This is a genomic window from Alishewanella jeotgali KCTC 22429 (assembly GCF_000245735.1).
Taxonomy (GTDB): Bacteria; Pseudomonadota; Gammaproteobacteria; order Enterobacterales; family Alteromonadaceae; genus Alishewanella; species Alishewanella jeotgali.
In genome coordinates, this window is record NZ_AHTH01000005.1 from 22329 (window position 1) to 47553 (window position 25225).

General features: G+C 53.4%; 20 protein-coding genes. 14 read left to right on the forward strand and 6 right to left on the reverse strand.

All coding sequences use genetic code 11. The features are described 5' to 3' along the window. Window positions 1-112: 112 nt before the first annotated feature. The 4 genes from AJE_RS01710 to AJE_RS01725 all read left to right on the forward strand — a co-directional run bounded on the left by AJE_RS01710 (window position 113) and on the right by AJE_RS01725 (window position 5871). Window positions 113-1897: a sensor histidine kinase gene (locus tag AJE_RS01710; RefSeq protein WP_008949376.1), complete on the forward strand. Its 1785-nt coding sequence runs from the start codon at window positions 113-115 to the stop codon at window positions 1895-1897. Window positions 1898-1900: 3 nt separating this feature from the next. Then, entirely contained in the window at window positions 1901-3274 is a 1374-nt protein-coding gene (locus AJE_RS01715) for a sigma-54-dependent transcriptional regulator (RefSeq protein WP_008949377.1), read from the forward strand. 163 nt (window positions 3275-3437) lie between these two features. Next, window positions 3438-4430, forward strand: coding sequence for a porin (locus AJE_RS01720; RefSeq protein ID WP_008949378.1), 993 nt, complete (start codon window positions 3438-3440; stop codon window positions 4428-4430). A 10-nt stretch (window positions 4431-4440) separates the two neighbouring features. Beyond that, window positions 4441-5871, forward strand: a complete 1431-nt coding sequence (locus AJE_RS01725; protein WP_008949379.1) for an SLC13 family permease — start codon at window positions 4441-4443, stop codon at window positions 5869-5871. Between the two features lie 115 nt (window positions 5872-5986). Here the strand turns inward: AJE_RS01725 and purT are convergent, their stop codons facing one another. The 5 genes from purT to malQ all read right to left on the reverse strand — a co-directional run bounded on the left by purT (window position 5987) and on the right by malQ (window position 15285). After that, window positions 5987-7165, reverse strand: coding sequence for a formate-dependent phosphoribosylglycinamide formyltransferase (gene purT, locus AJE_RS01730; RefSeq protein ID WP_202799367.1), 1179 nt, complete (start codon window positions 7163-7165; stop codon window positions 5987-5989). A 5-nt stretch (window positions 7166-7170) separates the two neighbouring features. Then, on the reverse strand, window positions 7171-8700 hold the full coding sequence (gene gndA / locus AJE_RS01735; RefSeq protein ID WP_008949381.1) for an NADP-dependent phosphogluconate dehydrogenase: 1530 nt from the start codon (window positions 8698-8700) through the stop codon (window positions 7171-7173). Window positions 8701-8785: 85 nt separating this feature from the next. Next, complete coding sequence (glgX, locus tag AJE_RS01740) at window positions 8786-10834, reverse strand: glycogen debranching protein GlgX (protein WP_008949382.1); 2049 nt, start codon at window positions 10832-10834, stop codon at window positions 8786-8788. Between the two features lie 10 nt (window positions 10835-10844). After that, a complete protein-coding gene (gene glgB, locus AJE_RS01745) occupies window positions 10845-13037 on the reverse strand; it encodes a 1,4-alpha-glucan branching protein GlgB (RefSeq protein ID WP_420167165.1) in 2193 nt (730 codons plus the stop codon). A gap of 55 nt (window positions 13038-13092) precedes the next feature. Further along, on the reverse strand, window positions 13093-15285 hold the full coding sequence (gene malQ / locus AJE_RS01750; protein WP_008949384.1) for a 4-alpha-glucanotransferase: 2193 nt from the start codon (window positions 15283-15285) through the stop codon (window positions 13093-13095). Between the two features lie 235 nt (window positions 15286-15520). On the opposite strand from malQ, the gene gap reads away from it, so the two are divergent. Both gap and AJE_RS01760 read left to right on the forward strand, forming a co-directional pair. Continuing rightward, entirely contained in the window at window positions 15521-16528 is a 1008-nt protein-coding gene (gene gap, locus AJE_RS01755; protein ID WP_008610273.1) for a type I glyceraldehyde-3-phosphate dehydrogenase, read from the forward strand. 149 nt (window positions 16529-16677) lie between these two features. Next, complete coding sequence (locus AJE_RS01760; protein WP_008949385.1) at window positions 16678-17535, forward strand: D-hexose-6-phosphate mutarotase; 858 nt, start codon at window positions 16678-16680, stop codon at window positions 17533-17535. Here the strand turns inward: AJE_RS01760 and AJE_RS01765 are convergent. Continuing rightward, a complete protein-coding gene (locus tag AJE_RS01765) occupies window positions 17519-17926 on the reverse strand; it encodes a hypothetical protein (protein WP_008610271.1) in 408 nt (135 codons plus the stop codon). The two genes, AJE_RS01760 and AJE_RS01765, sit on opposite strands and share 17 nt — an antisense overlap. A gap of 289 nt (window positions 17927-18215) precedes the next feature. Between AJE_RS01765 and ccoN the strand changes: the two genes are divergently transcribed. From ccoN to AJE_RS01805, 8 genes are all read left to right on the forward strand, one after another. Continuing rightward, window positions 18216-19643 (forward strand): cytochrome-c oxidase, cbb3-type subunit I, encoded by a 1428-nt coding sequence (gene ccoN / locus AJE_RS01770; RefSeq protein ID WP_008610270.1) that lies wholly within the window; start codon window positions 18216-18218, stop codon window positions 19641-19643. A gap of 10 nt (window positions 19644-19653) precedes the next feature. Next, window positions 19654-20262, forward strand: a complete 609-nt coding sequence (gene ccoO / locus AJE_RS01775) for a cytochrome-c oxidase, cbb3-type subunit II (RefSeq protein ID WP_008949386.1) — start codon at window positions 19654-19656, stop codon at window positions 20260-20262. 5 nt (window positions 20263-20267) lie between these two features. After that, window positions 20268-20450, forward strand: a complete 183-nt coding sequence (locus AJE_RS01780) for a cbb3-type cytochrome oxidase subunit 3 (protein ID WP_008610266.1) — start codon at window positions 20268-20270, stop codon at window positions 20448-20450. Further along, window positions 20443-21417 carry a cytochrome-c oxidase, cbb3-type subunit III gene (ccoP, locus tag AJE_RS01785; RefSeq protein ID WP_008949387.1) on the forward strand — a complete coding sequence of 325 codons (975 nt, stop codon included), beginning with the start codon at window positions 20443-20445 and terminating at the stop codon, window positions 21415-21417. The genes AJE_RS01780 and ccoP overlap by 8 nt, the downstream gene beginning before the upstream one ends. Before the next feature lie 69 nt (window positions 21418-21486). Then, on the forward strand, window positions 21487-21975 hold the full coding sequence (locus AJE_RS01790; protein WP_008610261.1) for a FixH family protein: 489 nt from the start codon (window positions 21487-21489) through the stop codon (window positions 21973-21975). Window positions 21976-22000: 25 nt separating this feature from the next. Further along, window positions 22001-24385, forward strand: coding sequence for a heavy metal translocating P-type ATPase (locus AJE_RS01795; RefSeq protein WP_008949388.1), 2385 nt, complete (start codon window positions 22001-22003; stop codon window positions 24383-24385). After that, on the forward strand, window positions 24382-24558 hold the full coding sequence (gene ccoS, locus AJE_RS01800) for a cbb3-type cytochrome oxidase assembly protein CcoS (RefSeq protein WP_008949389.1): 177 nt from the start codon (window positions 24382-24384) through the stop codon (window positions 24556-24558). Before AJE_RS01795 ends, ccoS begins: the two co-directional genes overlap by 4 nt. Then, window positions 24548-25222, forward strand: coding sequence for a sulfite exporter TauE/SafE family protein (locus AJE_RS01805; RefSeq protein ID WP_008949390.1), 675 nt, complete (start codon window positions 24548-24550; stop codon window positions 25220-25222). The genes ccoS and AJE_RS01805 overlap by 11 nt, the downstream gene beginning before the upstream one ends. Window positions 25223-25225 lie beyond the last annotated feature (3 nt).

Genomic DNA, 25225 nt, shown 5'->3' on the forward strand with positions numbered 1-25225 from the left:
AATACCGACAATAAACTGTAGCGCATAGAGCCGTCAGCGCATTTCAGGTATAGTACGGCGGCAGATACCCTGTGCGGACAGCCGGCTGGCTCTCCCCCTGATTGAGTGTGTTATGCCAAGTCGATTAAAAACTCCGCTTAGCCTCCTGCTGGTGCTGCTGCTATTTACCTTGCTAAGCTACCAACTGCTGTTTAACCGCTTACTGAGTCAGGCCCAGCAAACTGCGCTTCGGCATGGTGCTGAATTTAATCTCTACATCGAGCAGCAACTGGCTCGCTTTTCGCTGCTTAATCAGAGTCTGGCCGTCCGCCCTGAGCTAAAACAGGTGCTCTCAGCCGCTGCGGGCTCGGACCAAAGTGCCCTGAGTCAGTTACTGGCCGATTTTAATCTGGCCAGTGGCAGCGCTTCTATCTATCTGATGGACCATAGCGGTCTGGTGCTGGCAAGCAGTAACTTTGCACAGGAAGTCAGTTTTCTCGATTACAACTTTGGCTTTCGGCCCTACTTCACTGAAACCATCCGCACCGGGCAAAGTTACATAGACTATGGTCTGGGCTGGATCTCAAAAGAGCGTGGCATCTATTTCTCTAATCTGGTGCAACAACAGCCCAGCGAGCGTTATGGTGTGCTGACCAGCAAACTGAATATTGATCAGTTAGAGTTGGCTTATCAGAGTATCGCCGGTCAGAGCCCCTGGTTGTTTATGCTGGTCGATGAAGAAAATACCGTGCTCGCCAGCAATAATCCGGCCTGGCGTTTATCGCAGCTGGGTGAACAAAGCCTGACCCTGCCCCGTCATCCGGGGATGCTACTGCCGGCCCTGGCGGTGAAACAGCAAGGCAGCTTATGGCAGCTGCTGCAGCAGCCTGGTCAGAGTCAGTTGCCGCGTACCGAGTACACGGTAGCCCAGAAAGCCCATCAAGCCCTGCCCTGGCAGCTGGTGATGCTGCATCCAACCCGGCCGTTAAAGATTCAGGCGTTGCAATACAGTATCAGCCTGGCGCTGCTGTTAACACTGCTGCTGTTAACGGCACAATACTGGCGAAACCGCCGCCAGCAACAATTACAGCGCACCCAGCTCTACCAAAAGCTGGAACAGGCTGTGGCCGAGCGCACCGCTTCGCTGCAACAGAGCAACCAGCAACTGCAACTGGAGATCCGCCAGCGCAGTGAGGCAGAACAAGAGCTCAGACAAACTCAGGAGCAACTGCTGCAAGCCGCCAAGCTGGCAACCATTGGCCAGTTAAGTGCATCCATCAATCATGAGTTAAACCAACCGCTGACCGCCATGCACAGTTATTTACAGAACAGTCAGTTGCTATTAGCCCGCGGCCAGCATACCGAACTGGCTGGCAATCTGGATAAACTCAGTCAGCTGTTACTGCGCTTAAACCATATCGTGCAGCAGTTTAAAGGTTTTAGCCGCAAAGCCGCCAATACCCCCCGGGTAGTGACACTGCAGAGCCTGGTGCATAATGCGCTGGATCTGCTGCAGCCGCTACTGCGCCAGCAAGCGGTCAGCATTAGCTTTGAGGAACAGGCCGCACCAAACGTTAAGGTGGATCCGCTACAGCTGGAGCAGGTGCTGGTGAATCTGCTTGGCAACGCCGTTCAGGCCTGCGAAGGTATACCCCAATGCCGGCTCAGTATTCGCCTGAGCGTACAAGAGCAGCAGGCATGCCTGCAGATCCATGACAATGGCCCCGGTATCCAACCGCATGTGATGGTACATTTGTTTGAGCCCTTTTTTACCACTAAACAAGGCTCGGGGCTCGGCCTTGGCCTGTCTATCTCACGGCAAATCGTACAGAGCTATGATGGCAGTTTACAGATAGCGAATCACCCAGATGGCGGCGCCGTGGTGACCTTATTTTTACCGCTTTACCGCACGGAGTAACGCATGACAAACCCGCAGCAAGTCTGGCTTTTGGATGATGACAGCAGCATTCTGGATGCTTTAGCACAGGGCCTGAGTCTGGAAGGTTGGCAATGCCGGACTTTTACCGATCCGGCCAGCCTGCTAAGCCAACTGACGCCCGATTTCGCCGGCGTTATTGTCACCGATCTGAATATGCCGCAGCAGGACGGTTTAAGTGTGCTGGCCGCGATTTTAAAGCGCGACGCCGAACTGCCGGTTATTTTGCTAACCGGCTATGGCGATGTCAGTATTGCGGTTACGGCGATGCAGGCTGGTGCCTATAGTTTTATTGAGAAGCCGGTTAATCACAGCCTGTTGCTAAAAAACCTGCAACAAGCTGTCGTCAGCCGCCAACTGACGCTGCAAAACCGGCGCTTGCAAGCCCAGCTACAGCAAAGCCGGCGTGGCCGGGTGCAGTTAATTGGCGATAGCCCGGGTATGGATCAGATGCGCCAGTTACTGGACCTGATCCTGGATACGCCAGCCGATGTGCTGATTGAAGGTGAGACCGGCAGCGGCAAGGAACTGGTCGCCCGCTATTTGCACGATAACTCAGCGCGCAGTGAGCAACAGTTTGTGGCGCTGAATTGTGGCGCTATTCCGGAACAGCTGATTGAAAGTGAACTCTTCGGCTGTGAAGCCGGCGCTTTTACCGGCGCCGATAAAAAGCGCATTGGCAAATTTGAATTTGCTAATGGCGGCACCCTGTTTCTGGATGAAATTGAAAGCACACCGCTCAGTGTTCAGGTACGCCTACTGCGAGTTTTAGAAGAGCGCAAGGTGACACCGCTGGGTAGCAATCAGGCAAAAAGTCTGGATCTGCGGGTTATCGCTGCCACCAAAACTAATCTGGCCGAGTTAAGTGCCACCGGCGATTTCAGACTGGATTTGTATTACCGCCTTAATCTGGTGCATGTCACTATTCCACCGCTGCGGCAAAGACGGCAGGATATTCCGCTGCTGTTTAAACACTTCGCCATGCTGGCCAGCGCCCGTTATCACAAGCCGGTACTGGCGCTGACGCAAGCCCAGCTCGACCGGCTACTGGCCCATCCGTGGCCGGGTAATGTACGCGAGCTACGCAATCTGGCAGAGCGCTTTGTGTTACTGGGACCTGAAGCAGCATTTGCGCAGCAAGGCCTGACCTTACCCGATACCTTTGGCAGCGCCATGGGACTGAGCGAGCGGGTGGCGTTTTTCGAACAAATGCTAATCGAAGAAGCGCTGAATGCCACCAAGGGCAGCATTAAAGACACTATGCAGGCGCTGAATTTGCCACGTAAAACCTTGTACGACAAGATGCGCAAATATGGTCTGCTACGTAGTCAGCTACCTGACGAGGATAGCGAAGGCTAAGCTGGGTGGTTTTCCACCCAAGGCCGCAGATTACAGGGTCAAATTTGACCCAAAAACTGACTTCTAAAATCACAAAATACTGTATTTATTGGTTTTTAATCTTGGCAGCATAGTTGCTAAAGCCCTGTTGCAATTAATTATAACGACAGAGCAAGAGGTAGCTATGCAACAGGACAACATCTTTCAATTAATCCGCCCCCGTACCCTGGCCGCACTGGCCGCCTGTACCCTGCCAATGAGCATGGTTCAGGCCAGTACTAACCTACCCGCCCCTGCGATTCAGTTTTATGGTAAGGCTGAAGTGCAGCTGGCGCATACCGATAAGGGCTTTATGCGCTATGCCGAGCAAGGTACCCAGCTGGATATGCCTTTTAGCCGCTTTGGTTTACGCGGCGAGCAGCAACTGAACGACTATCTGACCGCTTTTTTTACCTATGAAGTCGATGTGCGAGGCTTTGATGAGGCCAATACCCAAACGCCATTTTCTGCCCGTAATACTTTTGTTGGTATCAAAGGTGACTTTGGCCAGTTGATCGCCGGGCGTAATGACACCCGGCTGAAAACCAGTGAGGGCTTAGTTGATTTATACAACGAGACCAGCGGCGATATCGCCCAAATCCTGCCCGGCCAGGATCGGCTCGGTGATAGTCTGACCTATATCTCACCTAAACTGGCGGGCTTTGAACTTTCTGTTACCTATGTGCTGGGACAGGACAATGAACTACAGCAAGGTAAAGATGGTGTAGCCGTAAGCCTGGCCTATGGCGATCGTAACCTGAACAGCCAGCCTTACTACATCACCCTGACCCGGGCTCAGAGTTTAAACGGCCTGGATGCCAGCCGGTTGGTCTGGCAACAAAAGTTGTCCGACTTTACGCTGGGGGTGTTACTGCAATATAGTGAAGAAGCAGAAGGCGAACGCAGTGGCAGCGGTGGTTATATCAGTGTGCAGTATCTGTTTGGTAACTGGGTACCTAAACTGCAGCTGGGGCGGGATACGTCCAGCCTGCGGCAACGCAGCGCCGCAAATCATTACACCGCGGGCGTCGACTATCTGTTTAACAGCCAGAGCAAAGCCTATGTTTATCTGACACAGCTCGTGTTAACCAACGCAACGGACACCTCAATCGTGGCTGGCTTACAGTATCGCTTCTAGGAAGGTTACCATGACAACTATTACTAAAACCCCGTGGTTTGCGCTACTGCTTGGCCCGGCTTTTATGCTGCTCACGCTGCTCACCACAGCACCCTTTGGCATGAATCAGGAAAGCTGGCTGGTGCTGGGCCTGACATTCTGGATGGCCAGCTGGTGGATCAGTGAGGCGGTGCCAATCCCGGTGACCTCTTTTTTACCGCTGGTGCTCGCACCACTATTGGATCTGAATAGCCTGGCGGCAACGGCGCAACCTTACGCTCACCCGCTGATTTTCCTGTTTCTCGGTGGCTTTATTATTTCCATTGCGATGGAGCGCTGGTCTCTGCATAAACGCATTGCGCTGCATACCATGTTGCTGGTGGGCAGCAAGCCCAGCCAGCAGATCGGCGGCATTATGATCGTCACTGCCTTTTTGTCGATGTGGATGTCAAATACCGCGACGGCGGTGATGATGCTGCCAATCGCGCTGTCGATTATGCAGCTGTTACAGCAGGATCAGGAAGACAGCGCCTTTGGCAAAGCTATGCTGCTTGCCATTGCTTACGCCGCCTCTATCGGTGGTCTGGCAACCCTAATTGGAACCCCGCCCAATGCGCTGATGGCTGCCTTTCTTGCCGATAACTACCAGATCCAGATTGGTTTTGCCGAGTGGATGCTGGTGGGTTTGCCGCTGAGTATTATTTTGCTGGCGATCAGCTGGCTTTGGCTGACCCGGGCCGCTTATCAGGTTGATAAGGTAGCTGCAGTTGAAACTAAGGGCTTATTCCGGCAACAACTGGCAACGCTGGGCCGGATGCAACGTGGCGAAAAAGCGGTGCTGATCATCTTTGTGCTGACCGCGCTGTGCTGGACCTTCCGGCCGTTACTGGCCAGCTGGAGTGGCTTACCACTGGATGATACCACTATCGCCATGACTGCCGCCCTGTTGCTGCTGGTATTGCCACTGGATCGCAAGAACACCCGCATCCTGACCTGGGATGAAACCAAAAAGCTGCCCTGGGGGATTCTGATGCTATTTGGTGGTGGTCTGAGTTTAGCCGCGCTGATCACCAAAAGCGGGCTGGCGGCCTTTATTGCCGATCAGGTGATCCTGCTGGGTGACGTGCCGTTCTGGGTGATGATCGTGGTGGTCACTGCGGTGATCGTATTCCTGACCGAAATCACCAGCAATACCGCTACCGCAGCCGGCTTTTTACCGCTGCTGGCGCCGGTGGCGCTGGCAATGTCTGGTACCCCGTTAACGCTGGTGATCCCGGCGGCCATTGCGGCCAGCTGTGCCTTTATGATGCCGGTGGCAACTCCACCTAATGCTATCGTTTTCTCTTCCGGTCAGCTTAGAATTGCCGATATGGTTAAAGCCGGCTTTGCGCTGAATATCTTCTCGGTAGTGGTGGTCAGCGTCCTGACGTTAACCCTGGCGCGCTGGGTGTTTGGCTTTTAATCCAGCTTAAGCTTTAAATACAACCTAATATGCAAAAGCCCCGGGATTCGGGGCTTTTTTATGTGTTCAACTAAGCCGTGTTCAACTAAGCCGTGGTAAACTAAGCTATGGCGCTTTACAGCAAGCTTACCTTTAGCTGCTTTACTACCGCCAACGCTTTCGCCGTTGCCGCTTCAGTGCTTTCTGCCAGCGCCAGCGCCACGCCCATTCGCCGCTCGCCCTGCACTTCCGGCTTACCAAAGAGCCGCAACTCCGTATCAGGTTCACGCAGCGCATCGGCTAAGCCGGCATACTGAATATTCTGGCTTTGCCCCGGCACCAGCAACACCGCTGATGCGGCCGGGCCGTACTGCCTGATCTGTGGAATAGGTAAACCCAGAATGGCGCGCGCATGCAGTGCAAACTCGCTCAGTTGCTGCGAGATCAGCGTCACCATACCGGTATCATGTGGCCGGGGTGAGACTTCGCTAAACCAAACCTCGTCGCCTTTGATAAAGAGCTCAACACCGAATAAGCCTTTACCGCCCAGCGCCTGTACTACGGCAGTCGCGTAAGCTTCCGCTTTTTGCCGTGCCACAGCTGACATCTGCTGTGGCTGCCAGCTTTCGCGGTAATCGCCTTTTTCCTGGCGATGCCCAATGGGCGCACAAAATTGGATCCCGGACACCGAATTCACCGTTAACAGGGTAATTTCATAGTCAAAATCGATAAAGCCTTCCACGATGATCCGGCCCTTACCGGCACGGCCACCCTCCTGCGCATAGGCCCAGGCCTGCTCCAGATCGGCATCCGAGCGCAGCACGCTCTGGCCTTTGCCTGAGGAAGACATAATAGGTTTAACCACACAGGGATAACCAATAGCCGCGACTGCGGCCAGAAAGCCGGCTTTATCTTCCGCAAACTGATAGGGTGAAGTCGGTAATTGCAGCTGCTCGGCGGCTAAACGGCGGATCCCCTCGCGGTTCATCGTCAGATTAACGGCTTTGGCACTGGGCACCACGTTAAATCCGGCCTGCTCCAGCTCGAGCAGTACCGAGGTGGCGATGGCTTCCAGCTCCGGCACAATCAGGCTTGGCTTTTCGCTGATCACCAGCTGGCGCAGTGCGGCGTTATCCAGCATCGAGATCACCACGGCTTTATCAGCCACCTGCATCGCCGGCGCATTCGGATAGCGGTCAACCGCAATCACTTCACAACCGTAGCGCTTTAATTCAATACACAGCTCTTTTCCAAGCTCACCGGCACCTAATAACAGCACCTTGGTGCTACTGCTGGTACCCGGGGTTCCGATTATCGTCGTCATTTAATTTTCACCATTGGCCGCTCTGGGTGGCTCCAATCTACGTGATAAGTCTTACCTTTGGCCTTGTCGGTACGTTCAAAGGTATGGGCACCAAAATAATCGCGCTGCCCTTGCAGCAGGTTGGCTGGCAATACTGCAGTACGATACGCATCGTAGTAACTCAGTGCTGAGCTCAGCGCCGCGACAGGAATACCGGCCAGCGAGGCATTAGCAACCGCTTTACGCCAGTTTTGCTGATAGACCGAAATTTGCTTGGAGAAAAACGGATCCAGCAGCAGGTTCTCCAGCTCGTCGTTGCGCTCATAGGCTTCACTGATCGACTGCAGGAATACCGCGCGGATAATACAGCCGGCACGCCAGATTTTCGCAATTTCGGCGAAATTCAGCTGCCAGCCCTGCTCTTCCGCCGCCGTTTTCATTAAATGGAAGCCCTGGGCATAAACGCAAATCTTGGCGCAGTACAGCGCATCGTGCAGCATCTGAATCAGCTCCGCCTGCTGCGCTTCGCTATACAGGTTTTGCGCCGGACCCGCCAGCACTGTCGCAGCCTTGACCCGCTCGGTTTTAAGGGCCGAGATAGAACGGGCGTACACCGCTTCGGCAATGGTCGGCGCCGGGCTACCCAGCTGCAGGCTACTGACCGCAGTCCACAGGCCGGTGCCCTTTTGGCCGGCTTTATCGACAATCACATCGACCAGCGGCAAGCCGGTTTCACTGTCTTTGGTGGCCAGCACCTCGGCACTGATGCCAATTAAATAGCTATGCAGCGGGCCTTCATTCCAGCGCCGGAAAATGTCGGCAATCGCCAGCGCCGACATGCCCAGCACATCGCGCATCACCTGATACACTTCACAAATCAACTGCATATCGGCATATTCAATGCCGTTATGCACCATCTTCACATAGTGGCCTGAGCCGCTGGGGCCAATATAGCTGGCGCATGGCTCACCTTCGGTAACCGGATTACCCGGCTCAAAGCGTTCGATAGCTTTGCCGGTGGCCGGATCAACCTTGGCCGCAATGGCCTGCCATAAGGGTTTAATCCGGGTCCAGGCATAGGGATCGCCACTTGGCATCAAGGAGGGGCCAAAACGGGCACCGACTTCGCCGCCGGAAACGGCGGTTGAGAAAAAGATAAACTTGCCTTCAAAGCTTTTCTCCCGCGCGACGGTATCGGTCCACAGGCTGTTGCCGGTATCAACCACGATATCATCGGCCTGAATACCGGCGTCTATCAACTTGTGACAGACATCGTCTACGGCTTTACCGGCGGGAACAGAGAGAACAATCAGATGAGGGGCAGAAAGGCGGGATAATAATTCGGTGTAGGAGCTACAGCCAATTACCCGCGGCGGCTGGTCACCGCGCTCTGCGGTATCCTGCGCCAGCACGGCTTCGAGCTTTTGCAGATCGAGGTCAAAGGCCGCCACCCGGTAACCATGATCTGCCAGGTTTAAGATCAGGTTTTTGCCCATTACGCCGGCTCCAACGAAGCCGATATCACACAGTGGTGTGTTGTCTGTCATTTGACGATCCTTTAAACAGCAGAGAAATGCGCCTTGGCGCGGCTCGAAAAATGGCCGGCATTATAGCCGAATAACCGGCATAAGCCTACTGCCAGACTGACAGGCTGTGCGCCGTTTGCAGCCATTGGCTGGCTTGCAGCGGTTTAACCGGTTGTAAGCCATCATCCAGCGCGGTATCAAACACCAGTTGCCGGCTGTTGCCCGGAAATAACACGGCTTCGTTACGGGCCGAACCATTAATCAGTACCAGCAGGCTTTGCTGACTGTTGGTATTGATAATTTCCAGCATACAGCAGTTAAGTTCGGCCTGATGCCAGTGTTGTTCCTGCATCGGCGTGGCATCGAGTAAATACCAGTGCACCTGATGTTTGTCACCATGCAGCTGATACTGATCATCCAGTAAACTCAGCTGCTGCAGGCAACTAAACTGGCTACGCAGTGCCATCATCTGGCGTACAAACTGCAAAAACTTCGTACTATGGCCATCCAATTGCCAGTTAAGCCAGGAAATCGGATTATCCTGGCAGTAGGCGTTATTGTTGCCATGTTGGCTATGGCTGAGCTCATCACCGCCCAGCCAGTGGATAATGCCCTGACTGAGCAGCAAGGTGGCCACCAGATTACGCTTATGCTGATAGCGGGCGGCGACGATTGCCGGATCTGAGCTTGGGCCTTCAACGCCATGATTGCTACTCAGATTATGACTATGGCCGTCCCGGTTTTCTTCACCGTTCAGCCAGTTATGTTTATGCTGGTAACTGACCAGATCCTGCAGCGTAAAACCATCGTGATAGCACAGATAATTGACACTACAACTGGCCGGCTTATGGTGCTTTTGGAAAATATCGCGTGAGCCCAGTAAGCGGGTGGCAAATTCCGGTAAGGTGCCACTGTCACCACGCCAGAACGCGCGGCAGGTATCGCGGAACTTGTCGTTAAGCTCAGACCAATGCGCCGGAAACTGCCCCAGATGGTAGCCAAAGGGCCCGACATCCCAGGGCTCGGCAATCAGCTTGGCCTGCGACAGCACCGGATCCTGAGCAATAATTTGGAAAAAGGCCGCATAGGGATTAAAGCGTTTATGCTCACGACCCAGCGTTACCGCCAAATCAAAGCGGAAGCCATCGACCTGCATCTCGGTCAGCCAGTAACGCAGCGCATCCAGCACCATTTTTTGCAGCGCCGGGTGTGACAGGTTTAGCGTATTTCCGCAGCCGGTAAAGTTACAGTAATTCTGATAGTCAATCATTTCACCGTGGCTGTGAAACAGGTAATACTGGCGGTTGGCCAGACCGCGGAAACTGAGCGCAGGGCCATCTTCGCCCGCTTCAGCGGTGTGGTTAAAGACGACATCCAGAATCACTTCCAGCCCGTGCTGATGCAGGGTGCGAACCAGAGTTTTAAACTCCTGCACCGCATCTTCTACCTGATAGCGTGGCTCGGGTGCAAAAAATGCCAGCGGGTTGTAACCCCAGTAGTTGGTAAGCTTCAGACTGCTTAAGCGTGGCTCTGCCATAAAGGCCGCCACCGGCAGTAACTGCACCGTAGTAATACCCAGTGCCTTTAAATGCGCGATCACCTCTGGCTGACACAGACCAAGATAGGTACCGCGCAATGCTTCCGGTACCGCCGGATGCTGCATGGTCAGGCCCTTGATATGCGCCTCGTACAGTACGGTTTTTTCGCGTGGGATCTGTGGCTTAGTGGCGCCCTGCCAGTCAAACTCAGTGCTGCTGAGTACGCCTTTGGCCAATGAATAGTGACTACGGCTTAAATATTGCTGTTCATGCCAGTACTGCGGCCGGTTTAACTGCCGGCAATACGGGTCCAGTAACAACCTGTTACTGTCAAACAATAAACCGCGATCCGGCTGATTCGGGCCTGCGGCTTTTAGTGCATAGAGGGTGCCCTCAGCGACGCCCTGCACCTGCAAATGCCAGATCTCCCCGGTGCGGCCACTAAAAGCAATCTCCGCCAGCAGCTCTTCCGTATCCGGGCGGAATAAACACAGTTGCAGTCCGGTCGCATCCGGGGCATAGACGGCGAAGTTCCAGCAGCCGGCACTCAGTTGCGTCGGCCCCAATGGCGCCGGCTTACCAGGACTCATTTTTAACAGTGCTATCTGATCGGCCATCGCGCGGATCCTAAGATTTAACTCGTAGATAGAGGGTTGCCAGCGGCGGTAAATTCAAGCTCAGCCGTCGAGGTTGGCCCTGCCAGGCTTCGGCAATACTGACCAGTGCCTGCTGCTGCACCGGATAATTACTGCCCCAGAAATACTTACTATCGGTATTGAGGATCACTTCAAACTCACCCTCTTCCGCCACGCCGAGCGCAAAATGCTGGCGCGGCACCGGCGTAAAATTACTGACCACGTAAATACGCTGGCCGGCCGCATCCTGCCGGAAAAAGCTCACCGTACTGTGGCTTGCATCCTGATGCTCCAGCCAGCCAAAGCCCGCTGGCTCATAGTCTAGCTGATACAGCGGTGCGCAGCGCCGATAAGTCAGGTTCAGATCGCGGAACAGCTGCTGTACCCCACGGTGCTTATCATAGCTTAGCAGCTGCCAGTCCAGACTCTGGGTATGATTCCATTCGCGGCTTTGCGCCAGCTCATTCCCCATAAAATTCATTTTCTTACCCGGGTGCGCGTACATAAAGGCAATATAGGCACGTAAGTTCGCCGCCTGCTGCCACTCATCGCCCGGCATTTTTTGCAGTAAGCTGCCTTTACCATGCACCACTTCATCGTGCGATAACGGCAGGATAAAATTCTCGTTATAGGCATACACCATCGAAAAGGTCAGATCATTATGATGGTACTGCCGGTAAGCCGGATCCTTACTGATATAGCGCAGACTATCGTTCATCCAACCCATATTCCATTTAAAGCCAAAACCGAGGCCACCACCGTCGGTCGGCCGTGACACCATCGGGAAAGACGTCGATTCTTCGGCAATGGTCATGGCATTAGGGAACTTGCTATACACTTCGCGGTTAAGCCAGCGAAACAGACTAATGGCTTCATAGTTATGATTGCCGCCGTCGATATTCGGGATCCATTCCCCGGCTTTGCGCGAGTAATCCCAATACAGCATCGAGGCCACCGCATCAACGCGGATGCCGTCGATATGAAAGTGCTCCAGCCAATACAGCGCACTGGCTACCAGAAACTGGCGCACATAATCCTTACCAAAATCATAGATGCAGGAATTCCAGTCCGGGTGCCAGCCACGGCGCGGATCGGCGTATTCATAGAGATGCGAGCCGTCAAAACGGGCTAAACCATGACCATCTTCCGGAAAATGCGCCGGTACCCAGTCCAGAATAACGCCGATACCGGCCTGATGGCAGGCATCGATAAAGGCTTTAAAATCATCCGGATGGCCAAAACGCGAGGTGGGGGCAAATAGCCCCAGTGGCTGATAGCCCCAGGAACCATCAAACGGATGCTCCATCACCGGTAACAGTTCGATATGGGTATAGCCCAGATCCAGTACATAAGGGATCAGCTGCGCCGCCAGCTCACGATAACTCAATGGTTGATTGTCCGGCCCGCGGCGCCAGGAGCCCAGATGCACTTCATAAATACTCATCGGGCTCTGATACGGATTGGGCGCAGTGCGGTTTTGCCAGGCCTGATCCTGCCACTGATACTGCTGATGATCGTAAACCAACGAGGCATGCGACGGATATTGCTCAGCATAAAAGGCCAGCGGATCAGCCTTGTGCGGCAACAGATGACCATGCTGATCTTTAATTTCAAATTTATAACGCACGCCGGCGGCTATTTCCGGCAGCACCAACACGAAATGGCCACAGTCGGTGCGTTGCATCGGATGGCAGCGGCCATCCCACTGGTTAAAGTCACCGACCAGACTGACACTGCTGGCATTGGGTGCATAGACGGCAAAACGGGTTGCCGGCAGCCGTTTGCCGGCATGGTCCAGCTCAATCAGCTGGGCGCCAAGCTGCCGGTACAGATTTTCCGGCTGATGCTGTACAAAGTGCACCGCATAATAAGCTTGCTCGGTAAACTGATAAGGGTCAAACAACTGGTGCTGATAGCGGCCCTGGGTAACCTGTAACCGATAGGGCACCGCCTTACGCTTGGTCGGTAGCTCCAGCACAAATAAACCGGGACAACTACTATCGGGCGTTAACTCACCTAACAGTTTATTGGTTTTGCTATCGAAAGCACTGACCGCGCTGGCGTGCGGCAGATAGCAGCGCAGCAACAAACCACGCGCTTTCCCATCCTGCATTCGCGGCTGCCAACCTAAAAAGCCAAACGGCTGATTTAAACGGGCTTCGGTTAACAGCTGTGCAGTCATGATTCTGTCCTTAATAAAATGTCTGAGAGTTACCTGAACGGGCCTTACAGCGGCTTATTTATTGGCGTCGCAGCGCCGTTAATTGCTGCAATAAGGCGGCAATATGCGGCTCTTGCGTCCACTGCTCCAGCGGCTGACTCAATTTGCGCCGCCAGTTTGGATATTCGTTGCTGGTGCCGGGCACATTCACCGGCTGGGTCATTTCCAGCCAGTCTTCAATTTGCAGGCATAACAGCTGCTGGGCGCCGACGGCCAGATGCTGCTGCATTGCGAAATTCAAAGTGCGGTCCATAGCAAGCTGATCGACACTACGCGGGTAATCAGCCGGTAAGCGGCCATGACCGTGCAGCGAATCTAAAATTCGCTGTTTATTGGCATGGCGCTGCTGATAAAGCAGTTGCAGTTGGCCTTCGTCGCGATACAAGCCCAGTTGCTGGCCCAGTTTTAAGTCTTCACAATGCCAGAAACCGATTAAGGTTGGCAAATCGTGGGTACTTAAGGTCGCCATCGCCTGCAGCGGATAATGTGCCGGCGAAATATAGCCGCCATCCGGCGCGGTTTCAAAGAAGAAGACCCGGTAGGAATAGATACCGAATTGCTGCAGTAACTCACGGATGCCCTCTGGTACTGTGCCCAGATCCTCGCCAATAACCACCACCTGCTGACGCTGACTTTCCAGCGCCAGAATGCCCAGCAAATCCATAATAGGGTAATAAACATAAGCACCCGAGCCGGCATTGGCCGCCGTTTTTGGTACCCACCATAGCCGCAGCAGCGCCATCACATGGTCAATGCGCAGCGCACCGGCATGCTGCATATTGGCACGCAACAGCTCAATAAAGGGTTGATAGCCCTGCTGGTACAGCTGAAACGGCTTCATCGGCGGCAAACCCCAGTTTTGGCCGGTCGGCCCCAGTGGATCCGGCGGCGCACCGACACTGGCGTCACGGCAATACAGCTCAGGATTCCCCCAGATCTCGGTCGAGGCTTCGCTAACGCCAACCGCTAAATCACGATACAAACCTAATAACATGCCCTGTGCTGTTGCCAGTTGCTGGGCCTCTGAGAGCTGCTGCTGCGCCAGGAATTGCAGATAAACGTAAAAATCCAGTTCAGCTGCGTGCTCAGCGGCAAATTGCTGCACGGCGTCGCTGTCCGGATCCCGGTATTGCTCTGGCCAGTTTGGCCAGCCCCAGTATTGGCTGTCTTGCTGATACAGCCAGGCATGCAGCGCATCATATAGCGCCAGCTGCGCTAAACTGTTGCCGCCGGCGGCTTTAAAGGCATCAAAGGCGGCAGCCAGTTCAGGCTGCGACGCTTTGTTGTCGATAAACCACTGATAACACAGCTTCAATGCTGGCAGCTTTAGCGCCATCACGGCCGGGTAATCGACCCAGTCCTGCTGCCGCGCTGCCACTATTGCCTGTTGCACCGCAGGCTGCTTTAGATGAGCCTGTAGCGCTGCGTTTTCGTTAAAGCCAGGTGTGGCGGTCACATCAAGGTAAATAATATTGAGCCAGCGCCGCGACGACGGGCTATAAGGGCTGGCATTATCCGCTAAGGCCGGATAGAGCGCATGAATGGGGTTAAGGCCAATAAAATCTGCCCCCTGCTTCGCCAGATAGCGGATCAGCGTTTGCAGATCGCTAAAATCACCGATCCCCCAGTTGCGCTCCGAGCGCAGTGCATAAAGCTGGATCGCGCTACCCCACTGTTTGCGTTGGCTAAACTCTGCCGGTTGATAACAATGACCAGGGCTGATAATCAGTTGCTGGTTAACCAATAAATCGGTACCACTGCAGCGCAGCTCCAGCTGGTGGTAACCGGCTGTTAATGGGTAAGCGATATGATACAGATACTGCTGATACTCCTCGCCCTCTAACACCACCACCTGTGTCAGCTCGCCATCTACCGGCACCAGTGGCCACTGCTGTGTTACGCCCTGCTCAGTAGTCAGCGTCAGGGTAAAATCGGTATTCGCCAGCGCCAGTGGCACCATCACTTCCAGCTGCCAGCCCTGCTCATCTTGCTGCTGCACCGATACCGGCGCGATCAGTTGTTGCCAATAATCCAGTTGCCGCTGTAACAGCTCCTGGCGGCAGGAGGCTTCATCTTGTACCGGATATCCCATGGCACTGAGCAGCGCTAACTGATCCGGCTCGCTGACCTGACACGGCTGCCCCCAGGCATCATTAAAGGTGGTTTCAATGCCGTTAAAGGCAATCAGTTCGGCGAGTAAGGCGGCGTCCATTGGAAATCCTTATTTTTATGTGCCTAAAATAGAGTCTGCATGCTTGTTATGCTAACGAGCACTCTATTGTAAGGAGCGGTTTGCTGCTTGTCATGGTCATTTATGTCATTAAATTACAAAATCAGCAACAAAAATGCTTTTAAGCTTGAAAATTGCCATGAATAATGTAATTTTACTACAAAATGCCTGATGAATACGTTTTCAAACAGTTTAACACTTTAACAGCGGGGTTCTTATGACTATTCGTGTTGCGATTAATGGTTTTGGCCGGATTGGCCGTAATGTGCTGCGGGCACTGTATGAAAGCAGCAAAAGCTATGACATTAAGATCGTAGCCATCAACGATCTCGGCGATGCGGCGATTAACGCCCACCTGTTAAAGTACGACACCGCGCACGGTATTTTTGCTGCCAACGTCAGCCACGATGACAAAGCCATCTATGTGAACAATGACGAAATCCGTACCCTCAGCGTGCGTAATCCGGCCGAGCTGCCGTGGGCGGAGCTAAAAGTCGATGTGGTACTGGAATGTACCGGCCTGTTCACCGATCGTAAAACCGCAGGCGCCCATTTAACTGCCGGCGCGAAGAAAGTCATCATCTCGGCACCGGGTAAAGATGTCGATGCCACTGTGGTCTACGGCGTGAACCATCAGATCCTGACGCCGGAGATGAACATTATCTCTAATGCGTCCTGCACCACTAACTGTCTGGCGCCGGTAGCCAAGCCACTGTATGAAGCCTTGGGTATTGAATCCGGTTTAATGACCACTATCCACGCCTACACTAACGATCAGCGCTTAAGTGATGTTTATCATACTGATGTGCGCCGGGCCCGCGCCGCGGCAATGTCAATGATCCCGACCAAGACCGGCGCCGCCGCTGCTGTCGGTTTAGTGGTACCAGAGCTAAAAGGCAAATTTGATGGCCTAGCCGTACGGGTGCCAACCATTAACGTATCTTTAGTCGACCTGACCTTTATTGCTGGCCGCGATACCACGGCGGAAGAAGTGAACGATATTATTCGTAAGGCCGCCAGCAGTGGCCCAATGAGTGAAGTACTGGCGGTGAACGATCTGCCGCTGGTATCAATTGACTTTAACCACAACCCAATGTCGTCGGTATTCGATGCTACAGAAACCCGCGTACTGGGCAGGCTGGTCAAAGTGATGAGCTGGTACGATAATGAGTGGGGCTTTAGTAACCGTATGCTGGATAACACGGTAGAGCTAATGAAGTTCTAATTGTCTCTTCCCATCACTACAGCCAGCTTTTGCTGGCTGTATGCATTTTGGGCTAGTGGATTTAGCCCGTGATAGCAAAACTTACAACGTAAGCCATGGCCTGTCAGCAATAACCAGCAAGCAAAATTGATCAAGCAGAAGGAATCAAGATGTCGCAGACAATATCGCAAATCAGTAATCAGACCGGCTTTGCCCATTTAACTGACCTGCCCTGCCTGAAATTAGTCTGCGGCCAGGCCTCGGCTGTGATCTCGCTGTATGGTGCTCAGTTGTTATCCTATCAGCCAGTGCCCGGGCGCGAGCTGCTGTGGCTATCCCCGAAAGCGGTATGGCAACAGCAACAAGCGATCCGTGGCGGCGTGCCGGTATGCTGGCCCTGGTTTGGCCCAGCGGGCAAGCCCTTTAATACCAGCGCGGCTAAACTGCCCAACCATGGTTTAGTGCGTAACCGACTGTGGCGTCAGGTGCAGGCGGAGCCGTCGGCACAGCAAGCTTTGGTTACCTTAAGCATCGATGTTGATGATATCCCGACACTGCATAACAGCGTAACGTTAAACCTGACGCTGAAGCTGACCACAGACACTCTGACTTTACAGCTGGACTGTGCCGAGCCGATGCTGCAACAAGCTGCGTTACACAGCTATTTTGCGGTACCGTCACTGTCAGACACCCGTGTAAGTCCTTTACCCGGCGCCTATCTGGATAAAACACTGGGCGGCGAGCGGGTGCAAAGCACTGCGCCGGTTCGCTTTGAGCGGGAAATTGATCGGGTGTATCCAGAGCCAGCGGCAGAGCTGCTGTTAGAAAGCGGCGCACAGCAGTTAAAAATCAGCCAACAGGGCCAGGATGCCACTGTGGTCTGGAATCCGTGGCGGGAACGCAGCCAGGCCATCTTTGATCTTGAAGCAGACGGCTATCAGCAATTTGTCTGTGTTGAGACAGCACGGCTGGATTTGACCTCTGCAGCGCCATTACAGCTGTGCCAGCACCTTACCAGCTTGACGTAAAATCGATCAGCTGCAGTTGCTGCTGCCCGCTTGCGGTTTCCATCGTCAGCGTCAACTGCCAGCGCATTTGCGGATCGGTACAGGCGCCGAGCAAAAACTCCGCTTGCCAGACGGTGCCCTCTGTGTCGCTGACCTTACGCCAGTGTAACGGGATCCGCCCCATATACATCGAAATGCCGCGAATTTCACCACTAAGTTGCTGAATATCAAGGTTTGTTTTCACCGTTAGCGTCAGCGGGCTTTCCACCGGTATTGTTGCCGGACTGATTTGTACACTCAGGTCAGCGGTTTGCAGCAGGGTCAGCTGGCTGTTATCATTAGCGGCGGGTGTACAAGCCTGCAGTACAAATAAAAAAATGAAACATAACACTAACTTCACTGCAAACTTCATCTCAGGGTAATGCCTGCTAAACTCGTAGAAGTGGCTATCTTAGCGCTAACAACAGGCAAAAAACCAGCAACAGGCCTAATTGCCTGAAAATTGAACAGCAACTTTGTTCTACATCATAAAATAGGCGGCTTCGCCTATCTTTTATGGGGTAAAGGCCTTATCATTCGGGCCAAATAAAGTGGGTACAACCAACTGTATCAGCTCTTGCAGCGGACGTAGCCACTTATAATAAGAAGGGCCACCCTCAGGTGGTATTTTAGTAACCAGCAAAACTGCAGCGGAACTCAACATGAGCCAGACCAAACCGTTAAATGTTGAATACAACTATAGCGTTGTCCGCCTCTTTGCCATCACTACCGTTCTTTGGGGTATTGTTGGCATGGTGGTGGGTGTGTTAATTGCAGCCCAGTTATACTGGCCGGCGCTTAACTTTGATACACCTTGGCTGACCTACAGCCGTCTTCGTCCTCTTCATACCAACGCGGTGATCTTCGCCTTTGGTACCAGTGCTTTATTCGCCACCTGTTACTATGTGGTGCAGCGTACCTGTCAGGTACGGTTGTTCGCGGAAAAGCTGGCAATGTTTACTTTCTGGGGCTGGCAAGCCGTTATCGTGGCCGCGGCCATTACGCTGCCGATGGGTCTGAGCCAAAGTAAAGAATACGCTGAACTGGAATGGCCAATTGATATTCTGATTACCATCGTTTGGGTCAGCTTTGCTATCGTGTTCTTCGGTACCCTGATCAAGCGTAAAACCAGCCATATCTACGTGGCAAACTGGTTCTACGGTGGCTTTATTATCACTGTTGCCGCGCTGCATATCGTCAACAGCATGGTTATCCCGCTGCATTTAGGTAAGTCTTATTCGATCTATGCCGGTGCCGTCGATGCGATGGTCCAGTGGTGGTATGGCCATAACGCAGTAGGCTTCCTGTTAACCGCTGGCTTCCTGGGTATGATGTATTACTTCGTACCAAAACAAGCAGGTCGTCCGGTCTACTCTTACCGTTTATCGATCGTCCACTTCTGGGCGCTGATTGCGCTGTATATCTGGGCTGGCCCACACCACCTGCACTACACTGCCCTGCCTGACTGGACCCAGTCCTTAGGTATGGTGATGTCAGTGGTGCTGTTCGTACCAAGCTGGGGCGGTATGATCAACGGTATTATGACGCTGTCAGGCGCCTGGCATAAGCTGAAAACCGATCCAATCTTACGTTTCCTGATTGTGTCACTGTCTTTCTATGGTATGTCGACCTTCGAAGGTCCGATGATGGCCATCAAGTCAGTGAATGCACTGTCACACTACACTGACTGGACCGTAGGTCACGTGCACTCGGGTGCGCTGGGCTGGGTTGCGATGATCTCTATCGGTGCCATGTATCACCTGATCCCGGCCGTATACAACAAAGACGGCATGTATAGCTTAAAACTGATCAACACCCACTTCTGGCTGCACACCATCGGTGTGGTGCTGTACATCGTAGCAATGTGGATCAGCGGTATTATGCAAGGCATGATGTGGCGCGCAGTTAACACTGACGGTACTTTGACTTACAGCTTTGTACAAAGCCTGGAAGCCTCAATGCCGTTCTATCTGATGCGCTTTATTGGTGGTGTTTTTGTCGTCGCCGGTATGTTGCTGATGGCTTACAACGTCTACAAGACAGTAAGCAGTAAAACACCAGCAGCCCAACCTGCTGCAGCAGCCGCCTAAGGAGAGCGAAATGTCAAAAAATCATCACGAAAAAGTCGAAAAAAGCGTTGGTTTACTGGGCATTTTCACCATTATCGCCATCAGCTTTGGTACCTTAGTGCAAATCACCCCGCTGATGTTTCTGGATGAAACCACCCAGCCGGTCGATGGCCTGAAACCTTACACTGCCCTGCAGATGGAAGGCCGGGATATTTTTATCCGTGAAGGTTGTACCAACTGCCACAGTCAGATGATCCGCCCGTTCCGTGCCGAAGTGGAGCGTTATGGCCACTATTCGGTTGCCGGTGAGAGTGTATGGGAGCACCCGTTCCTGTGGGGCTCGAAGCGTACTGGTCCTGACCTGGCTCGGGTTGGTGGTCGCTATAGCGATGACTGGCACTATGCGCACCTGATGGATCCCCGTTCAGTTGTACCCCAATCCAATATGCCGGCCTATCCCTGGTTAGACCGTAACATTCTGGATGGTAAATACACGGCCCGTAAGCTGGAAATCTTCCGTGGCTTTGGTGTGCCTTATACCGACGAAGATATCGCCGGTGCTGCAGACGCAGTGAAAGGTAAAACCGAAATGGAAGCCCTGATTGCCTATCTGCAATCACTGGGCACAGCCCTGAAGTAAGCGCTATGGAATTTGCAACAGTTCACAGCATTTTGACCGTGATCCTGTTCGTTGGCTTTGTCGCCTTTGTTATCTGGGCTTACAGCAAAAAGCGTAAGCCAGATTTTGATGAGGCCGCTAACCTGGTGTTTGACGACGAACCGGATTCAGAAAAACAACATTCAAAACGGGAGAAGGAGCATGAGTAGCTTCTGGAATCTTTGGATTTGGGTACTGACTATCCCAGTATTAGTACTTTGTGTAGTGCTGTTGGTGTGGAACCTGAAAAACTATGTCGGTGTGCCGGAAGACGAAACCACCAATCATGAAGTGGATGGCTTAAAAGAACTGAATAACCCCCTGCCAAAGTGGTGGACCTATATGTTCTTCGCCACCCTGATTTGGTCGGTATTCTATCTGGCTGCCTATCCGGGCCTGGGTAACTATAAGGGTTTCCTGAACTGGACCAGCTCTAACCAGGGAATTAAGTCTCTGGAGGAGTCACGCCAGGCGGTGGAGTTAGCCCGCGCTGAAGGCCGCCATGTGCAGCTGGATGTGGAAAATGCCCGTGCCGATGAGGTCTTTGGCCCGGTGTTCCAGGCGTTCGCCAAACGTGATGTGCTGGATCTGGCCTATGATACCGAAGCCCTGAAAATCGGTCAGCGCTTGTTCCTGCAGAACTGCGCCCTGTGTCACGGCTCAGATGCCCGCGGTCAGCGTGGCTATCCGAACCTGACCGACAACGACTGGTTGTATGGCGGCACACCGGAAAAAATCAAAGAAACTCTGCTGTACGGTCGTAAAGCGGCCATGCCAGGTTGGGAAGCAGCGCTGGGCGATCAGGGTATCCGCGAGATGACGGCCTATGTCCTGCAACTGTCTGGCCGTGCGGTAAATGAAAAAGACGCCGAAGCCGGTAAAGCCAAGTTTGGTATGTGTGCCGCCTGTCACGGTGTCGATGGTCGCGGTAGCGTGGCGCATAATCTGCCGTTTGGCGCGCCAAACCTGACCAATAATATCTGGTTATACGGTGGCTCTGCCAAGGATATCGAAGAAACGCTGCGTCATGGCCGTTTTGGTGTGATGCCAGCCTTTAAGGAGACACTGGGCGAAGATAAGGTACATATCCTGACGGCCTACGTCTATCGTCTGGCGAATCCGGAAGACCTGCGCTGACACTCAGCCTGACATTCTGTTAGAATCTAAGCCCCGTTCCGGGGCTTAGTTTTATAAAAGAGGTAACTGATGCAACTGGACACCAAACCCTGGTATAAACAACTCTGGCCCTGGATCCTGATTGCCATTCCGGTGATTACGGCATTAAAAGCTGTGCACACCATAGTGGTGATGCAACAGCATAAACCGGAAGTAGTAATCGACGATTATTATGCTGCGGGCAGAAGTATAAATCTGCAGCTGGCCAAATATCGCGAAGCTGCCCTGCGTAATCTGGACGCGCATATACTGGTGGCAGGTAACCGTGCTGTGGTGCGTTTTGCCGAAAATGCCGTCTTGGGTGACAAGATCCACCTTGATTTTTACCATCCGACCCTCGGCGCACAGGATTTTGCCGTCGACGCTGAGCGTAGTGGCGAATTGCTGTACGTGGCCACCCTGCCGCTGACACCGAATGGTCGCTGGCGCCTGACCGTCTCAGATGACTCTAATGAATGGCGCTTAAAAGCCAATCTAACCCTGCCGGCAGAGCAGGAAATTAAACTCGGTTATAACTAACCTTAAGTACGAAGGAATAGGCGTCTTGGGCGACCTGAAATGTTTTCACTGCCATGAGCCGGTACTCACCGGTGACCGTTTCACCCTGCAGATTGATGGCACAGCGCAGCCCTTTTGTTGCGCTGGTTGTCAGGCTGTGGCCGATACCATTATCCAGAATGGTTTAGCCGACTATTACCGCTTTCGTACTGAGTCAGCGACCAAGGTTGCTGCCATGCCGGCGCAACTGGCGGCAGAGCTGGAAAACTTTGATCAGCCCGAGGTACTGGCCGATATCAGCCGGCAGCAGGGCGAGCTGACCGAGCTGGAATTGTCCATCTCCGGCATGAGCTGCGCCGCCTGTGCCTGGTTAATTGAAAAGCAGCTAAAAAAACAGCCGCAGATCGCCAGCGTGACTATTAATTCCTCCACTCAGCGCGCCTTATTGCGCTGGGATAGCAAGGCGTTGCCGCTAAGCCAGATCTTAAGCCGCATCGCCGCCCTTGGTTATCAGGCCAGCCCCTTTGTCGCCGATCAGGAAGAACAAACCTTTAAGCAGGAACTGAACCGCTACCTGAAACGACTGGCGGTGTCTGGTATTCTGACTATGCAGGTGATGATGCTGGCATTTGGCCTGTATTTTGGTGAGTTCACCGGCATTGAAAAATCGCACGAAGGCTACCTACGCTGGATCAGTTTGTTATTAACGCTACCGGTGTTGTTGTATGCCGGTAAGCCCTTTACGGTTAGCGCCTGGCGCAGCATTAAGGCCCGGCAGATGAATATGGATGTGCCGGTCAGCCTGGCGCTGTGGTATACCTATCTGGCGTCGTCCTATGCCACCGTCTTTCATACCGGTGAAGTCTATTTTGAGTCGGTATGTATGTTTATTTTCCTGCTGCAACTGGGCAAGTTTTTTGAATACCGGGCCCGGGCACAGGCGCGCGAAGCCACCAGCAACTTGCTGAAAATTATGCCGGTAACCGCCACCCAGCTAACTGATAGCGGGCCGCAAGCGACATCGGCACGGCGCCTGCAACCAGGCGATCGGATCCTGGTAAAAGCCGGTGAAACCCTACCGGCAGACGGTATAGTATTGGAAGGTCAGAGCTCAGTTGACGAGTCGATGCTGACCGGTGAATACCGGCCGATCAGCAAAATGGCTGGTGAGCAGGTGTTGGCCGGCAGTATTAATCACGATGGCTTACTGACCATTCAGGTCACTGAAGTACTGGCACACTCCCGGCTGGGACAAATTATCCAGCTGCAACAACAAACGCTGAGTCAAAAGCCCAAGCTGGTCGAGAAAACCGATCAGTTGGCGAAGTACTTCGTCGAGCGTTTACTGGTGATTGCCGTGCTAACCTTCGGCCTCTGGTATTTCTGGTGGAATCCGGATCGCGCATTTTGGGTGACGCTCTCGGTGTTGGTGGCAACCTGCCCTTGTGCCCTTAGCCTGGCGACGCCGACCGCCATTACCTGTGCCCTCGCCCGCCTCAACCGTCAGGGCATACTGATCAAAAACGCTCAGGCGTTAGAAGCCTTGCCACAGATCACCCATATTGTACTGGACAAAACCGGCACCCTGACCGAAGGTAAGTTTAGTGTCGAAAGCGTCGAGATGCTAAGCACGGCTTACACTGAGCAACAGGCACTGAATCTGATTGCAAATCTGGAACGTTACTCCGAACACCCGATAGCCCGAGCCTTTGCGCCCTATCAGACAGCTGCCGAAGAGCTGCAACAGGTAACGGTCAGTGTCGGTGCCGGGATCAGCGGGTACTGGCAACAACACGCGGTGCGGGTCGGCAGTGCCAGTTTTTGTCAGCTAAGCCGCACTGTCAGCGGCGCCATGGTCTATCTGACGATTAACCAGCAGCCGATAGCCGCTGTGACCCTGAGTGACAGAGTACGGCCGGAAGTTCCGGCGCTGCTCGCCAGTTTACAACAACAGGGCTATCAATTGGGGATGTTAACCGGCGACAGCTCATCACAGGCCGAGCAACTGGCCAGCGAATTACAGCTTAACTTTATGCATAAAGGCTGTACGCCAGAACAAAAAGTGACGCATATCCAGCAGCTGATTAGCGAAGGCAAGCAGGTACTGATGCTGGGCGATGGCATTAACGACAGCCCGGGCTTTAACGCTGCCCATATTTCGGTTGCAGTGCACTCAGGCGCCGATCTGTCTAAAAATCAGGCTGATGTGGTGTTATTAAAACCCGATGTGAGTCTGTTAGCCGCATTGCTTAAAGGTGGCAAAACCACCGCCAGCGTGATAAGGCAAAATCTCGGATGGTCTGTCGGTTATAATTTGATTATTATTCCGCTGGCCGTAGCTGGTTTTGTCTCGCCCTATATTGCAGTGATCGGTATGTCGTTCAGCTCGTTATTGGTGGTATCGAATTCATTGAGGTTACTAAAGAAATGAGCATCATTTACGTACTTATCCCGATAGCCATCTTCTTTGTCGCAATGGGGATCTGGATTTTCTTCTGGGCGGTGCGCTCGAAACAGTTTGAAGATCTGGAAAAAGAAGGGCTGAGCATCCTGTTTGACGAGGACAATAAGCCAAAACCATCCGCGGACAAAGATGAGCCCTGATTATCTGGCCGCGCTGCTGATCGGCCTGCTGGGCAGCAGTCACTGTCTGGTAATGTGCGGCGGCATTGCCAGTGCCTTGCAACTTAGCGTGCCGGCTGAGCGCCGCCACTCAGGTTATACTTACCCTCTGCTTCTCAGTGCCGGCCGCTTAACCACCTACAGCCTGTTTGGTGCCCTGGTCGGCTACTTTGGTCTGACCGCAATGCAGCTGGCTGGCGCCTCCATGCTCTGGTTACGCTTGCTGGCAGGCGTCTTACTGGTTGCTATGGCACTCTATATTGCCCGACTCTGGTTTGGTCTGACGCAGTTGGAACGACTTGGTCAAAAGCTCTGGCAGCGCGTCCAGCCCTATACCAAGGCGCTGTTACCACTTGACTCAGCGACTAAAGCCTATCGGTATGGCCTGCTGTGGGGCTTTTTGCCCTGCGGTCTGGTCTATTCGACCCTTAGCTGGAGTCTGGCCAGCGGCAGCCCCTGGCATGGTGCCCTGCTGATGCTGAGCTTTGGCTTGGGCACCTTGCCGGCGATCCTGGCCGTTGGTGGCGCCGCACAGCTACTGCGCCAGCTGAAAAGCGCCTTGTGGTTTCGCTATAGCACCGCCGCTATACTGGCTATCTACGGCATTTATACGATATGGCTTGCTTTGCAGAGGTTAGTTTTTTAAGCT